The 14,881-nt window shown below is 70.1% G+C and carries 14 protein-coding genes and 1 pseudogene; 10 read left to right on the forward strand and 5 right to left on the reverse strand.

The features are described 5' to 3' along the window. Window positions 1–411 precede the first annotated feature (411 nt). From VSH64_RS29645 to VSH64_RS29655, 3 genes are all read left to right on the forward strand, one after another. Entirely contained in the window at window positions 412–642 is a 231-nt protein-coding gene (locus VSH64_RS29645) for an exodeoxyribonuclease VII small subunit (protein ID WP_326566022.1), read from the forward strand. Between the two features lie 88 nt (window positions 643–730). Next, window positions 731–1,786: a class II fructose-bisphosphatase gene (glpX, locus tag VSH64_RS29650; RefSeq protein ID WP_326566023.1), complete on the forward strand. Its 1,056-nt coding sequence runs from the start codon at window positions 731–733 to the stop codon at window positions 1,784–1,786. An 18-nt stretch (window positions 1,787–1,804) separates the two neighbouring features. Beyond that, complete coding sequence (locus VSH64_RS29655; RefSeq protein ID WP_326566024.1) at window positions 1,805–2,560, forward strand: S1 family peptidase; 756 nt, start codon at window positions 1,805–1,807, stop codon at window positions 2,558–2,560. 15 nt (window positions 2,561–2,575) lie between these two features. Here VSH64_RS29655 and VSH64_RS29660 read toward each other — a convergent pair whose 3' ends face one another. Then, a complete protein-coding gene (locus VSH64_RS29660) occupies window positions 2,576–3,547 on the reverse strand; it encodes an NAD(P)/FAD-dependent oxidoreductase (RefSeq protein WP_326566025.1) in 972 nt (323 codons plus the stop codon). 126 nt (window positions 3,548–3,673) lie between these two features. On the opposite strand from VSH64_RS29660, the gene VSH64_RS29665 reads away from it, so the two are divergent. From VSH64_RS29665 to VSH64_RS29675, 3 genes are all read left to right on the forward strand, one after another. Continuing rightward, complete coding sequence (locus VSH64_RS29665) at window positions 3,674–5,071, forward strand: class II fumarate hydratase (RefSeq protein WP_326566026.1); 1,398 nt, start codon at window positions 3,674–3,676, stop codon at window positions 5,069–5,071. A gap of 106 nt (window positions 5,072–5,177) precedes the next feature. After that, on the forward strand, window positions 5,178–6,701 hold the full coding sequence (locus VSH64_RS29670; protein ID WP_326566027.1) for an ATP-dependent DNA ligase: 1,524 nt from the start codon (window positions 5,178–5,180) through the stop codon (window positions 6,699–6,701). A 124-nt stretch (window positions 6,702–6,825) separates the two neighbouring features. After that, window positions 6,826–8,133, forward strand: a complete 1,308-nt coding sequence (locus tag VSH64_RS29675; RefSeq protein WP_326566028.1) for a S53 family peptidase — start codon at window positions 6,826–6,828, stop codon at window positions 8,131–8,133. A gap of 204 nt (window positions 8,134–8,337) precedes the next feature. Here the strand turns inward: VSH64_RS29675 and VSH64_RS29680 are convergent, their stop codons facing one another. Together VSH64_RS29680 and VSH64_RS29685 are read right to left on the reverse strand one after the other, a co-directional pair. Beyond that, window positions 8,338–9,372, reverse strand: coding sequence for an iron-containing alcohol dehydrogenase (locus VSH64_RS29680; RefSeq protein WP_326566029.1), 1,035 nt, complete (start codon window positions 9,370–9,372; stop codon window positions 8,338–8,340). A gap of 28 nt (window positions 9,373–9,400) precedes the next feature. Beyond that, window positions 9,401–9,973: a VOC family protein gene (locus VSH64_RS29685; RefSeq protein ID WP_326566030.1), complete on the reverse strand. Its 573-nt coding sequence runs from the start codon at window positions 9,971–9,973 to the stop codon at window positions 9,401–9,403. A gap of 122 nt (window positions 9,974–10,095) precedes the next feature. Between VSH64_RS29685 and VSH64_RS29690 the strand changes: the two genes are divergently transcribed. Together VSH64_RS29690 and VSH64_RS29695 are read left to right on the forward strand one after the other, a co-directional pair. Further along, the gene (locus VSH64_RS29690) at window positions 10,096–10,572 is read left to right on the forward strand and encodes a MarR family winged helix-turn-helix transcriptional regulator (RefSeq protein WP_326566031.1); all 477 of its coding nucleotides are present in this window, start codon (window positions 10,096–10,098) and stop codon (window positions 10,570–10,572) included. A 52-nt stretch (window positions 10,573–10,624) separates the two neighbouring features. Continuing rightward, window positions 10,625–11,269: a Pr6Pr family membrane protein gene (locus VSH64_RS29695; RefSeq protein ID WP_326566032.1), complete on the forward strand. Its 645-nt coding sequence runs from the start codon at window positions 10,625–10,627 to the stop codon at window positions 11,267–11,269. Here VSH64_RS29695 and VSH64_RS29700 read toward each other — a convergent pair. Next, entirely contained in the window at window positions 11,229–12,449 is a 1,221-nt protein-coding gene (locus tag VSH64_RS29700) for an NADH:flavin oxidoreductase/NADH oxidase family protein (RefSeq protein WP_326566033.1), read from the reverse strand. The two genes, VSH64_RS29695 and VSH64_RS29700, sit on opposite strands and share 41 nt — an antisense overlap. Before the next feature lie 106 nt (window positions 12,450–12,555). On the opposite strand from VSH64_RS29700, the gene VSH64_RS29705 reads away from it, so the two are divergent. Next, on the forward strand, window positions 12,556–13,179 hold the full coding sequence (locus VSH64_RS29705; RefSeq protein WP_326566034.1) for an MBL fold metallo-hydrolase: 624 nt from the start codon (window positions 12,556–12,558) through the stop codon (window positions 13,177–13,179). Here VSH64_RS29705 and VSH64_RS29710 read toward each other — a convergent pair. Further along, window positions 13,176–13,415, reverse strand: a pseudogene (locus tag VSH64_RS29710) (MmyB family transcriptional regulator); the annotation flags it as partial. The gene VSH64_RS29705 and the pseudogene VSH64_RS29710 overlap by 4 nt on opposite strands. 878 nt (window positions 13,416–14,293) lie before the next feature. Between VSH64_RS29710 and VSH64_RS29715 the strand changes: the two are divergent. Continuing rightward, a complete protein-coding gene (locus tag VSH64_RS29715) occupies window positions 14,294–14,593 on the forward strand; it encodes an SDR family NAD(P)-dependent oxidoreductase (protein WP_326566035.1) in 300 nt (99 codons plus the stop codon). Window positions 14,594–14,881 lie beyond the last annotated feature (288 nt).

Here is a 14,881-nt window from a genome sequence, read left to right on the forward strand (position 1 = left end):
CCGCACCTCAGCCGCCGCCCGCACCCCCGCCCCCGCCACGGCGGCCGGGCGGACGACACCGGGTCGACAACCGCTCGTGACGGCTCCCGGCGCTCCGCGACAGCGGTAACGAGACCCAGCCCGACTACTCAGCGCCTGCCGATGACCGAACTACTGACGCCCGTCGCAATAAGCCACCCACCGTGATCATCCTGCGCACAGTCACCCCACTCGGTCCCCTCTTCACCACCTGCACCCGCCGGCCGCACCCACCGACGGCTCGCCGGCACAGCACCGCATCGACCACCGTTCGTGACAGCTCGAGCCCCCGACAGCCACCACCACCCCGGCGTAGCGTGACACCGTCGCGCCCCGCCGGCGCGGTACTGTGCCCAATCAGCCCGTGGCATCGGAAATCGGAGAGCGTCGAGCGTGAGCGAAGCAGGCAGCGAAACCGCCGGACTCGGCTACGAGCAGGCGCGCGACCGGCTGGTCGAGGTGGTCAGGGAGCTCGAGGCCGGCGGTCTGAGCCTGGAGCAGTCGCTGGCGCTGTGGGAGAAGGGCGAGGAGCTCGCCAAGGTGTGCGAGCGCCATCTGGAAGGCGCGCGCGAGCGGATCGAGGCCGCGTTGGCGTCCGTGGAGAGTGCCGACGACGCACAGTGATGTGCACCATGCGCGACTGAATCGTTCAGGTGACGCGATCATCTGAGACACTGTTCTCCCGCCGAATTCCGCGATCCGGGAGGCCCGCATGAGCACCGCCAGTGACCCACGTCGCGAAGCACCCGACCGCAACCTCGCCATGGAGTTGGTCCGCGTGACCGAGGCCGGGGCGATGGCCGCCGGCCGTTGGGTCGGGCGCGGCGACAAGATCGGGGGCGACGGAGCCGCCGTCGACGCGATGCGCCAGCTCGTCTCCACCGTCTCGATGCGGGGCGTGGTCGTGATCGGCGAGGGCGAGAAGGACGAAGCCCCGATGCTGTTCAACGGCGAAGAGGTGGGCAACGGCGACGGTCCCGACTGCGACGTCGCGGTCGACCCCGTCGACGGCACCACCCTGATGGCCAAGGGCATGCCCAACGCGCTGGCCGTGCTGGCCGTGGCCGAGCGCGGAGCGATGTTCGACCCGTCGGCCGTGTTCTACATGGAAAAGCTGGCCGTCGGCCCCGACGCGGCGGGCAAGGTGGACCTGGCCGCGCCGATCGCCGAGAACATCCGGCGCGTGGCGAAGGCCAAGAACTCCAGCGTCGGCGACGTCACGGTGTGCGTGCTCGACCGGCCGCGCCACGAGCAGATCATCAAGGAGATCCGCGAAGCCGGCGCGCGCATCCGCTTCATCTCCGACGGTGACGTGGCCGGCGCCATCGCCGCGGCCCGGCCGACGACCGGTGTCGACATGTTGATCGGCATCGGCGGCACGCCCGAGGGCATCATCGCCGCGTGCGCGATGAAGTGCCTCGGCGGCGAGCTGCAGGGGCGGCTGTGGCCGAAGGACGAGATCGAGCGCGAGAAGGCGCTGGCCGCGGGCCACGACCTCGATCGGGTGCTCACCAACGACGACCTCGTGCGCGGCGACAACATCTTCTTCTGCGCCACCGGCGTCACCGACGGCGACCTGCTGCGCGGCGTGCACTACCGCTCCGGCGGCGCCACCACGCAGTCGATCGTGATGCGGTCCAAGTCCGGCACCGTCAGAATGATCGACGGCTACCACCGGCTGGAGAAGCTGCGGGCGTACTCGTCCGTGAACTTCGACGGCAACCTCGACGTGCGCGAGGACGAAGACATCGTCCCGCCCCTGCCCTGACCTCAAGGAGTCCGCCAGGTGCCCAAGCGGTTGTTCGCGTTGCTGCTCACCGTCTTCATCGGAGCGGCGCTCACCGCCGGCACCGCGGCCGCCGGGCCGGCGATCGTCGGCGGGACCGGCGCGGACGAGCCCTACCCGTTCACGGTGTCGATGCACACCGAAGCGGGCACGCTCTTCTGCGCCGGCTCGCTGATCACGCCCACGTGGGTGGTCACCGCCGCCCACTGCGTGTCCGGAAAGGACCCGGCGACGCTCACGTTCCGCTTGGGCACCAACGAAAGCGCGACGGGCGGCGAGACGGCGCAGCCGGTCGAGATCGTGCTCAACCCGCACTTCAACTCCTCGACGCAGACCGGCGACCTCGCGCTCGTCCGCCTCAGCGCACCCGCGAAGACGGCCCCGATCGCCATCGGCGCGGGCGCCGCACCGGGCACGCCGACCCGCGTGCTGGGCTGGGGCCAGACCTGCGCCACGCCCGGCTGCGGCGACCTGTCACCGACGCTGCAGCAGCTCGACACGCACCTGGTCGAGGGCGCCAAGTGCACCTCGTCCTTCGACGGCACGGCCGAGCTCTGCACCGACAACCCCTCCGGCAACGCCGGCTCCTGCTACGGCGACTCCGGCGGCCCCGAGCTCACCCGCGACGGCGACCGCTGGACCCTCATCGGCGTGACCAGCCGCCCGGGCAACGGCTCCCCGACCTGCGCGACGGCACCGTCGATCTACACCTCGGTGGTCGCGTACGGGCCGTGGATCGCGTCGAAGACCGGCTGATCACCAAAGGCTGAATCACTCGGCGTTGCTCGAGTGCCCCGGGAACAGGTGCGCGTCGGGGTCCAGCGCCACCGCGATGTTGTTCACCGCCGTCGCCGCTTCGCCGAAGCCGGTGGCGATGAGCTTCACCTTGCCGGGGTAGTGGGCCACGTCTCCGGCCGCGTACACGCGCGGGCGCGCCGTGGCCATGGTCGAGTCGACCGTGATGGCGCGGTGGTCGATCTCCAGCCCCCAGCTTTCGATCGGCCCGAGATCCGCCGTGAACCCCAGCGCGGCGACCACGGCGTTGGCCGGCAACGCCAGGTCCTCGCCGCCCTTCACCGACACCTCGACACCTTCGAGCGCACCGGCCGACGACTCGACGAAACGTGTCACCTCGGCATCGGTCACCAGCGGAATGCCCAGCTCACGCACCTGCCGCACGATCGACTCGGCCGCGCGGAACTTGCCGCGCCGGTGCACCAGCGTCACGCTCGCGGCCACCGGGTGCAGCGCGAGGCACCAGTCGAACGCGGAGTCGCCGCCGCCGACCACGACCACGTGCTGTCCGGCGTGGACCTGCAGCGACGGCACGAAGTGCACCATCCCGCGCCCGAGCCAGCCGTCGCCGGCGGGCAGCGGCCGGGGCGTGAACTCGCCGATGCCGGCCGTGATGAGCACCGCGCCGGCGCTGAGCACGTCGCCGCCGTCGAGGGTCAGCTCCACGCGGTCGCCGACCGTTTCGAGCTTCTCGGCCTTGCGGCCCAGCAGGTAGTTCGGCTCCCACGGCTGCGCCTGGTCGACGAGCCCCTGCACCAGGTCACGCCCGCGCACGGCCGCGAACCCGCCCACGTCGTAGATCATCTTCTCGGGGTACATCGCGGTGACCTGCCCGCCGGGCTCCGGCAGGGAATCGACGACGGCCATGGAAAGGCCGCGGAATCCCGCGTAGTAGGCGGCGAACAGCCCGGTGGGCCCGGCGCCGATGATCACGAGGTCGTAGTCCATTTACTCGCTCCAGCCAGTGGTGGGTGGCGGTGATCGAGAACACAGCCGATCCTAGTCGTGAATCGCCCGTTCGAGGTGGGCGACGCCACGACGCAGTGAGCGTGAAACAGGGCCAGAATCGGGGGTATGGCTGAACAGGAATACCGGATCGAACACGACACGATGGGTGAGGTCCGCGTCCCGGTCGACGCGCTCTACCGCGCGCAGACGCAGCGTGCCGTGGAGAACTTCCCCGTCTCCGGCCGCGGTCTCGAGCGCGCCCAGATCCGTGCGCTGGGCCTGTTGAAGGCCGCCGCCGCGCGCGTGAACGCCAAGCTGGGCGTGCTGGACGCCGACGTCGCCGAGGCCATCGCCGCGGCCGCCGACGGCGTGGCCGAGGGCAAGTACGACGACCAGTTCCCGATCGACGTCTTCCAGACCGGTTCGGGCACGTCGTCCAACATGAACGCCAACGAGGTCATCGCGACGCTCGCCACGCGCGCCCTGGGCCGTGAGGTGCACCCGAACGACCACGTGAACGCGTCGCAGTCGTCCAACGACACGTTCCCGACGACCATCCACGTGGCCGCCACGGAAGCCGTGCTCACCGACGTGATCCCGGCCCTGGAGCACCTGGCCGGCGCGATCGAAGCCCGTGCGGACGAGTGGGCCGGCGTCGTGAAGTCCGGGCGCACGCACCTGATGGACGCCGTGCCGATCACGCTGGGCCAGGAGGCCGGCGCGTGGGCGGCGCAGATCCGCTTCGGCATCGAGCGCCTGCAGTCCGGGCTGCCGCGGCTGGGCGAGCTGCCGATCGGCGGCACCGCCGTGGGCTCGGGCCTCAACGCGCCCGACGGGTTCGGCGCGGCCGTCGCGGCCGAGCTGGCGCGGCTCACCGACCTGCCGCTGGTCGAGGCCCGCAACCACTTCGAGGCGCAGGCGACGCAGGACAGCGTGGTCGAGACGTCCGGGCACCTGCGCACGGTCGCCGTGTCGCTGAACAAGATCGCGAACGACCTGCGCTGGCTGGGTTCCGGCCCGCGCACCGGCCTCGCCGAGCTGGCGCTGCCGGACCTGCAGCCGGGCTCGTCGATCATGCCCGGCAAGGTCAACCCGGTGATCCCGGAGGCGACGCTGCAGGTCGTGGCCCAGGTCGTCGGCAACGACGCGGCCGTGGCCTTCGCGGGCGCGGCGGGCAACTTCCAGCTCAACGTGAACCTGCCGGTGATCGCCCGCAACGTGCTCGAGTCGGCCCGGCTGCTGGCCGCCGTGTCGCGGCTGCTGGCGGACAAGGTGTTCGACGGCGTCACCGCGAACGTCGAGCGCACGCGCCAGTACGCCGAGGGTTCGCCCTCGATCGTCACGCCGCTGAATAAGTACATCGGCTACGAAGCCGCGGCGGCGGTGGCGAAGCAGGCGCTCAAGGAGCTCAAGACCATTCGCGAGGTCGTGATCGAACGCGGTTTCGTGAAGGACGGCAAGCTCACCGAAGAGCAGCTCGACGAGGCGCTCGACGTGCTGCGCATGGCGCGCGGCGGCAAGTAGGTTTCTCCGCGCGACGGCCCGCTTCCCCACCGGGGAGGCGGGCCGTTTTCGCAGCTCAGGTGCCCTTCGACAGGAAACTGTCGGTGGCGCGGGTCATGATGGTCGGGTGTTGCTCACGGAGATCGTCACCGCGTCCGCCGAGCTGGCGGCCACCCGGTCGAGGAAGGCGAAGATCGCCACCCTCGCCGCGGTGCTGCGCGCCGCCGAGACCGCCGAGCTGCCGGCCGTGATCGCGTACCTCACGGGGCAGACGGCGCAGGACCGGCTCGGCGCGGGGTGGCGCACGCTCGCCGACCTGGCGGTGGAGCACGCCGCGGTGCCGACCGTCGAGGTGCGCGAGGTCGACGAAGCGCTCACCGAGGTGGCGGCGGCTTCGGGGGCGGGGTCGGTGAAGCGGCGGGCTGACGTGCTCACCGCGTTGTTCATCCGCCTCACCCGCGCTGAGCAGGAGTTCCTCTTCCGGCTGGTCACCGGGGAGCTGCGGCAGGGGGCGCTGGAAGGTGTGATGGTCGACGCCGTCGCGGCGGCGGCCGAGGTGCCGGCGGCCGACGTGCGGCGGGCGTTCATGTTGTCCGGCAAGCTTTCCGTCACCGGGCACGCGGCGATCACCGGCGGTGCGGAGCGGCTGGCCGAGTTCCGGCTCACGCTCGGGCGCCCGATCAAACCGATGCTCGCCTCGCCCGCGGAGTCGCTCGACGAAGCGGTGGCAGAACACGACCACGCGATCGTCGAGTACAAAATGGACGGTGCGCGGATCCAGGTGCACCGCTCGGGCGAGGAAGTTCACGTCTACACGCGCACGTTGCGGGAGATCACGTCGAGCGTCGCCGAGCTGGTGGAGCTCGTGCGCGCGTTGCCGTGTGAATCCGTGGTGCTCGACGGCGAAACGCTCGCGCTCACCGACGACGGCCGGCCGCGGCCGTTCCAGGAGACCATGAGCCGCTTCGGCAGCACGCGCGACGAGCAGGTGCGGGCGCTGCTGCTGCGGCCGTACTTCTTCGACTGCCTGCACCTCGACGGCGTGGATCTGCTCGACGCGCCGCTGTCCGAACGCAACGCCGCGCTGCGCAAGGTCGCGGGCGAGCACGTGATCCCCGGCGAGCTGGAGCCGGCCGACGCAGCGGCGGTGCTCGAAGCAGCGATGGCGGGCGGCCACGAGGGTGTGATGGTGAAGGACCTGGCGTCGCCGTACGCGGCGGGGCGCCGGGGCCGCGCGTGGCTCAAGGTGAAACCGGTGCACACCATCGATCTGGTGGTGCTCGCGGCCGAGTGGGGCCACGGCCGGCGCACGGGCACGCTGTCCAACCTGCACCTCGGCGCGCGCGATCCCGACGGCGGGCCGCCGATCATGGTGGGCAAGACGTTCAAGGGCATGACCGACGAGCTGCTGGCGTGGCAGACGCGCACGTTCCAGGAAATCGAAACCCACCGCGACGGCTACACGGTGTACGTGCGGCCCGAGATCGTGGTGGAGATCGAGCTCGACGGCGCCCAGATCAGCACGCGCTACCCCGGTGGGCTGGCGCTGAGGTTCGCGCGCGTGGTGCGCTATCGGCCGGACAAGGAAGCGGCCGACGCCGACACGATCGACACCGTGCGCGGCCTGCTGCGGGGTGACCGGGCCGAATGACATTCGGACAGAAGAGGTCAATTCGCCACGCACCCGCCGAAAGGCCAGACGAAAGTCGATGTTGTGCCCTCGGGCGATGCATGAGAGTGGGCTGCACCGCATCGCTCACGAACGGGGACACGACATGACTTTTCGGGTTCGGGCCGGCGTCCGGAGACTCGGCCGGCCGATCACGCTGCTGGCCGGTGCCGCGCTGGCCGTCACGGCGGTGGCGGCGCCCGCGGGTGCGGCCACCACCGCGCCGAAGCCGGGTGCGTCGCTGCACCACTTCTCGGCGGCCGCGAAGTCGTTCGTCGGCGCCCGTACGGTGGCCGACCGCGTGGCGAAGCTCGACGCCGCGATGTCGACGCTGCCCAAGGAAAGCGTGGCGTACAACGCCACGAAGCTGTGGAACCAGGGCATCACCGGCGCCGGGGCCACCATCACCACGCTGGTGTCGTTCGGCGACGACCAGGTGAAGCAGGTGCTCGACCAGTACTCGCAGAGCCACGGTCTGCCGCCGGCCAACGTCGAGGTGCTCCAGCCCTCGGGCTCGGTCCCGGCGTGCACCGACCCGGGCGTCGACACGGCCACCTGTGAGTCGTGGGGCGGCGAAACCGACCTCGACGTCACGATGATGCACGCGATGGCGCCCAACGCGAAGATCATCGTCGCCGCGACCCCGGTCGCCGAGACGCAGGGGTTCACCGGCCTGCCCGAGATGATGAACGCGGTCGACTACCTCACCAAGCACAAGCTCACCGACGTGATCTCGATGAGTTTCGGTACCACGGAAGAGAACTTCCCGTCGTTCCAGTCGATCAAGACGCTCGACCCGGCGCTGGAGCGCGCGAGCAAGGCGGGCATCACGATGGTGGCGTCGTCGGGTGACGACGGACCCACCGGCGGATTCCTGCAGGGGCCGGGCAACTACCCGTACCGGGTGGCCAGCTGGCCGGCCAGCGACCCGCGCGTGACCACGCTCGGCGGTACGCAGCTGCACCTCGACGCCACCGGCGCCCGCACGAAGCCGGACGACCTGGTCAACGTGGCCGACAACGGCTTCGGTGAAGGCGCGGGCCTGTCGAAGACCTACGCGCGCCCGTCGTGGCAGGACGGCGTCAAGAAGATCACGGGCAGCAAGATGCGCTCGTTCCCGGACATCAGTATGGAAGGCGTGCACGGCACTTCGCAGTCGGCGCCGCTGTTCGCCGGCGTGCTCGCGCTGGCGGTGCAGGCCAACCACGGCAAGCTCGGCCAGATCAACCCCGCGCTGTACACGAAGCTCGGCCCGAAGGGCGCCAAGGCAGGCATCGTCGACGTCGTAACCGGTGACAACAGCCAGGACGGCGTGGAAGGCTTCACCGCCGCGCCCGGCTTCGACCTCGCGAGCGGCTGGGGCACGGTCGACGCGTCGGTGTTCGTGCCGGCACTGGTGAAGGCTCTGCGCTAGACGGCTCGGCGTTGAACAGTGCCGCACTGAACGGCTCAGCGTTCGATGGCGGTGATCCGAACAGCACTGCTTCAACGGCGCTGCGTTGATCGAACCAGCGCTGGAGACCAGGCGCTGAAGATCCTTCACGGCCCCAGCTCCAACGAACACGGCGAAGGGCGCGGTACACACCGCGCCCTTCGCCGTGCTTGGCACCTAAGACAATCAGCAACCCGCCGCCAGCCGGTCGAACACCTCCGCCTCCGCCCGATCCCCTGCTCCCCGGGACAGCTCAGCAGCCAACAGCCGAAGCTCCGCCACCCCGAATCCGGCAGCACCCGCGGCCCGCCACGGATCGACCCTGACGGTCAGTCCGAGCGTCACCGCGAACTCGGCCACCGCCTCCTCCGCCGATACCCCGGGACGCAGCTCCGCCAGCGCAGCACGCGCCGGACCGGCCGCCTCGCCGTACGCCCGCAGCACGAGCGGAAGAACCAGCGCGTGCAGAAGTCCGTACCCGAGACCGTGTCGAGCCGCCGCCAGATCACACACCTGGTGCACCACACCGGGCCGGCCCAGCTCGTTCAGCGCGTGGCCGGCCAGTCCGGCCCCGGCAAGCGCCTCCCGACGCGAGTCGAGATCACCGGTCCCGGCGGCGAGCTCGGCGAGGCTGCCCCACAACAGAAGCAGGCCTTCGCGAGCCGACGCCGAAGCTTCCTCGCTCGTGGAATGGCACAGCACCTCAAGACAGTGCGCGACGGCCGTGATGCCACTGCCGGCCACGACCTCACGCGGCAGCCCTTCGACGAGTTCCGGGTCGTAGAGCACCGCGCGGGGCAGCACCCGGCCGGACGTCCCCGTTTCCGTCCCGCGCTCGGTAGTCACGAAGTAGCGCGAGGTGCGCTCCGCGCCGGAGAAAGTCGTCGGAACCGCGATCAGCGGCAGCCGCAGCGCGAGGGACACGATCTTGCCCAGCCCGATCGCCGAACCACCGCCGATCGCCAAGACCGCGTCGGCATGCGTCTCCTGCGCCGAACCGACGGCGAGGTTGGCCTGGTGGGCCGGCACGTGTGGGGGCACGTCCGACCACCGGCCGACGTAACTTCCGCCGAGCAGGTCCGGGAGCCGGGCGACGACCGGATCCGCCGACCGCGAGGCCACCGCCATCACGCGGCGGCCGCCCAGCGCGTCGGTCACCTCAGCGAGCTTCCGCAGGGATCCGCTGCCCCACACCAGGTTCTGGTCGGCCGCAGCCTCCACCGCAGGCACAAAGGGGCGGCCGACGGGCTCAGCGGTCCGCGCCACCGTGGCCGTCCGGCGTGTACTGCAGCAGGTGCTGCTCGTAGACCTCCGAACCGATCGCGGTCAACGCCGCGGGCACCGGCTCGGGATCCTGCAGGAACGGCTGCGCGACGTCGCACGGGTGCTGCCACGTGGCGAACTCCAGCGCGATCTTGTTCACCGGGTCCTCGAAGTAGATCGAGTGGCAGAACCCGTGGTCGAGTTCGCTCTTGACCTTGACGCCGTTGTCCTCCAGCACCGTTTTCGCGTGCTGCAGTTCGCCCTCGGAAGGCACCGTGATCGCGAGGTGATTGCCCGCGCCGAGCAGCGAGTTGTCCGCCGGGATCTCGACGTCCTTGAACTCGAAGAAGGCGATCGTGTCCTGCTCGCTGATGCGGAAGAAGTAATGCCGGCTGCCCGCGAGGTTTCCGGGCACCGCGCCGGGGAACGGGTCCGGGTTGGGCAGCTGGAGCGTGACCACGATGGGAAACCCGAGCACCCCATTGTAGAACTTCACGGTTTCGTCCATGTCGTTGGTCACGAAAGCCATGTGATGACATCCGGTGGTGCGAATACCCATGACAATTCCTCTCCTTCTGGCCACTGCCGTGAGAATGAGGCTACCCGCAATCTTGTTTCCACGTCAACAAGAATTCCGCAGCGGCCTGTCCGAATGCCTGCCTGCTCGGTTACAGTGAGGGCGTGAGCGCCACACCCGGGGAACGCCCCGTGCCCCACCTGTCGGAGGACGAGCTGCTCGCCTGGCGCGGGCTGCTCGAACTGGAGGCACGCGTGCTCGGCGTGCTCGACGCCGAACTGCGCGAGGACCACGACCTCTCGGTCGCCGAGTTCGACACGCTCTACCAGCTGTGGCTGCAACCCGGCGGCCGTTGCCGGATGAAGGACCTCGCCGACAAACTGCTGGTCACCCGCGGCGGGCTCACCAAGCTGATCACCCGGCTCCGCAGCCGCGGGCTCGTGGCGCGCGTGTCACAACCCGGTCAGCAGGCCGTCGACGCGCAGCTGACCGAGGCCGGCGAGGAGCTCCTCGCCAAGGCGATGGACACGCACTTCGACGGCGTCCGCCGCCTGGTCACCTCCCGGCTGTCGCCCGCGGAGCTGCGGACCCTGCGCACCATCACCCAACGCCTGCGCGAGCCGGGCACCCCAACGGGGTGACACCGCGCCGTTTCAGCCGGGCAAACGCGGTGGTGGACCGTAATCTCACCGCATGCCGCCGACGCGACTGACCCGGATCTGGTTCGGAGTGACGGCCCTCGTGGTCTTGACCGGGCTGGTCACGCAAGCCTTCGTGAGCGCGGGGCTGTCCGGCCGCTACGCCTCGGCCGGCGCGCGGGTCGCGAACATGTTCGCCTTCTTCACCATCGAGTCGAACCTGCTCGTGCTGATCGCGGCGGTCGTGTTCCTGTTCGGCAGGCCCACCGGCGTGCTGCGGGTGCTCTGGCTCGACGCGCTGATCGGGATCACCGTGACCGGCGTGGTGTACCACGTCGCTCTCCGCGGCCTGGCCGACTTGAGCGGCGCGGCCCTGGTCGCCGACGTCCTGCTGCACACGATCTCACCGATCATCACGGTCGTCGGCTTCCTCGTCGCGGCGCCGCGGGTGCTGAAGTGGAACACGGTGGCGTGGTCGGTCGTCTGGCCGCTCGCCTGGCTGGCGTTCACGCTCATCCGCGGCGCGCAGGACGGCTTCTACCCGTACCCCTTCGTGAACGCGGCCGAGCTCGGTTACGGCCGCGTCGCCGTGAACTGCGCGCTGGTCGCCGTGCTGTTCGTGGCGCTGGCGAGCGTGGCGAAGGTGATCGACGGCTGGCTCACGCCCGCACCCGCCGAAACGCGTTCAGCGGATCGTTGATCCCCGTGTGCACCAGCGCACGCCAGGCGCCACGGCGGCGGTCGGCGGGTTTGCCGGCGGCCAGCCGGTGCAGCTGCTGCGTGTGCCACTGCACTTCGAGCAGGCTGTCGGCCAGGCGGATCCCGGTGTGCGGGCACAGCCGCTCGGCGCGCGCGTCCTCGCCGGCGAGCAGCCGCCCCGGCAGGCCCGGGTCGACGGTGAGCGGCCGGCCCAGCCCGATCACGTCCAGTGCACCCGAGCGCAGCGCCTCGGCCATGCCCTCGGCCGTGGTGAAGCCGCCGGTCACCATCAGCGCGACGTCACCCACCTGCCGCGCCTTGGCCGCGTAGTCCAGGAAATACGCCTCGCGCCGCGCGGTACTCTCGCGGCCGGAGCCCATCATCACGGCCTTTTCGTAGGTGCCGCCCGAAATCTCGAGCAGGTCGAGGCCGGCGTCGCTCAGCGACCGGACGACCCGCAGCGACTCGTCCTCGTCGAAGCCGCCACGCTGGAAGTCGGCGCTGTTGAGCTTCACCGACACCGGCACGCTGTCGCCGACCGCCTCGCGCACCCGGCGCACGAGCTCGAGCAGGAATCGGCTGCGGTCGCGGCCCCAGGCGTCGTCGCGGACGTTGGTGAGCGGCGAGAGGAACTGCGAGATCAGGTAACCGTGGGCGGCGTGCAGCTGCACGCCGGCGAACCCGGCGTCGACGAACGTGCGCGCGGCCAGCGCGAACCGGTCCACGATCGTCTCGATCTCGTCGCCGGTCAGCGCCCGCGGTGCCGCGAACGCCGTGCGCACGCCGCGGCTGCCGAACGGCACCGCCGACGGCGCGACCGGTTGGCGCGAAAGGAACCTCGGGCTCTGCCGGCCCGGGTGGTTGAGCTGCACCCACAGCTGTGCGTCGGTGCCGTCGACGCTGCGGGCCCACGGCTCGTACGTCGCGGAATCGGGCACGGCGGGCAGCGCGACGTTGCGGGGCTCGCCGAGCGCGGCCGGGTCCACCATCACGTTGCCGGTGAAGAGCAGGCCGGCCCCGCCGTGCGCCCACGTGCGGTACAGCCGGTCCAGCTCGCGCGTCGGCGCGTTTCGGCGGTCGCCCAGCTGCTCGCTCAGAGCGGATTTCGCCAGGCGGTGGGGCAACACGGCGCCGCACCGGAGCTTGAGCGGTTCGGCCAGCAGGTCCCGAGCGGCGGTCATGGCGCTCCCGTCTTCGCGGCTAACTTACCGGCAGTAAGGCTACCCGAAAGTAGATACCGGCGGTATGTCTGCTGGACAGGTAAAGGGGCACTAGGGTCTGCAGACCATGACGGCGATAGTGCAGAACCTGGTCACGTCGGGCGTGTTCGAGCTGGACGGCGGCAGCTGGGACGTGGACAACAACGTGTGGATCGTCGGCGACGACACCGAGGTGATCGTGATCGACGCGGCGCACAACGCCGACGCGATCGCCGACGTGGTCGGTGATCGCGCGCTGCGCGCCATCGTCTGCACCCACGCGCACAACGACCACGTGAACGCCGCACCCGCGCTCGCCGAGCGCACCGGCGCCCCGATCCTGCTGCACCCGGCCGACCGCGTCGTCTGGGACCTCACCCACCCCGACCGCGCGCCCGACGGTGAGCTCGCCGACGGCCAGACCGTGACCATCGCCGGCACCGACCTCAAGGTGATCCACACCCCCGGCCACGCTCCCGGCGCGGTCTGCCTGCACGCGGCCGACCTCGGCGTGCTCTTCACCGGCGACACCCTGTTCCACGGCGGCCCCGGCGCCACCGGACGGTCTTATTCGGACTACCCCACCATCGTGAAGTCCATCCGCGAACGCCTTTTCCCCTTGCCCGACAACACCTCCGTGCGCACCGGCCACGGCGAGGGCACCACGATCGGCGAGGAGAAGGCGGCGTCGAAGGACTGGCCGGAAAGCTAGGCCACCAGCCGGCGCAACGCGTCGGCCGAGGAAGAACCCGGTTCGGCGTGGTAGATCAGCACCTGCCACTCACCACCGGGCACCGCGAGCACCTGGCGGCCGAGGGACAACTCACCGACGACCGGGTGGCGGAACAGCTTGCGCGGCGCCGCGGTGGTCCGGACGTCGTGGCGCGCCAGAGCCGCGCGAAGTCCGGGCTGGCCGCGGTGGGTTCGGCGATGAGGCCGGTCAGTTCGGCGTCCGCCACGGCGGTGCGGCGCGCAGCATCGCGGTCACGTTGCGCGCCCTGACTTCCCAGCTGGGGTGCAGTGAACGCATCGCGGGGTCGAGGAAAAACGCGTGCGAGGTTCGTGGCTGACCGGTTCTTGTCCACGAAATCGCGACGGGGCCCACCCTGTCGAGGTTCTGAATAAATTGCCCCGTTCTTGCCCTCGAAATCGCGACGGGCCCCACCCGCCAAGGTTCTAAATAAATTGCCTCGTTCTTGCCCCTGAAGGACGCAACTGGGCCTCACAAGGTCAAGCTCTCACTAGCCCTTCCCCCGACCTTTCCCCCGGCCGGCCCCCGACGAAAAGCGACAGCGCGGTTCGGGGTTGCTTGTCAAGGCATCTTTCCCGCCTTGACAAGCAACCCCGAACCGACGCCACAATGGTCGCTCGGGGAGCCATTGTCTCACCTTCTTTTTCCGCCGGAGGCGGCAAGACCTCGCCTGCGGCGAGAAAGACCCGGGAGCTCACCACCCCGATTTTCCCATCGTTCTACGGTGCTTGAGTTGTGTCAAGGCGGGAAAGAGTACCTTGACACAACTCAAGCACCGTAGAGAGGTAAAAGAATCGGGGGGGCCGGCCGGGGAAAGGATGGAGGGGGATTGTCGGTGCGTTGTGGAGGTGGTTGCGAGGGAGTCGAAGTCGACGGCCCGGCGAGAATGAGGGTTGGGGACCTCTGTTGCGAGGCCATGGGCAAAAGAGGGTTGCGGTCCCAGCCGGGAGACTTCAAGGCGCGCAGGCTTGGTGAGGGCGAGTTCTAGGGTGCGCCGTTACGAGGCCATGGACAAAAGACGGTCGCCAGTCCCAGCCGGGAGACTTCAAGGCGCGCCAGCCCCACAGACCAAAGGTTGGCACGCTCCGTTACCGAGCGATGGACAAAAGCCCAGAACCACCCAGCCGCGAGACTTCAAAGCCGCCTCCACGTGACTTCGCCCGCCGATATCGAAGCCGCCGCGCAGCGCCTGGAGACCCACCACGGAAAGCTCGACCTGCTGGTGAACAACGCCGGCGCGCGGTTCTCCGCCGAGCCGGCCGAGCTGACCGCGGAGCACCTGCGCGGCGCCTTCGAAACGAACCTGTTCGGCGCCGCCGCCCTCACGCACCGGCTGCCGGGCTGCTGCGCGCCGCGGACGCGCCGCACGTCGTGAACGTCGCCAGCACCACGGCGTCGCTGGCCTTGACCACCGCCGAAGGCTCCTCGTTCGCCAAGGCGACGGACACCATCGCCTACGCGACCACGAAATCCGCGCTCGTGATGCTCACCGTCCGCTACGCCACGACTTTCCGCGCTGACCCGGCGTACGCGCATTTCCGCGTGAACGCCGTGACGCCCGGGTTCATCGCCACCGACCTCAACGGCCACACCGGCCCGCGCACCGCCGAGCAGGGCGCGCGTGGTGATCGACCTCGTGACCCGGGGCACGGCCGCGCCGACC

The sequence above is a fragment of the Amycolatopsis rhabdoformis genome (assembly GCF_035918295.1).
GTDB classification, from domain to species: domain Bacteria; phylum Actinomycetota; class Actinomycetes; order Mycobacteriales; family Pseudonocardiaceae; genus Amycolatopsis; species Amycolatopsis rhabdoformis.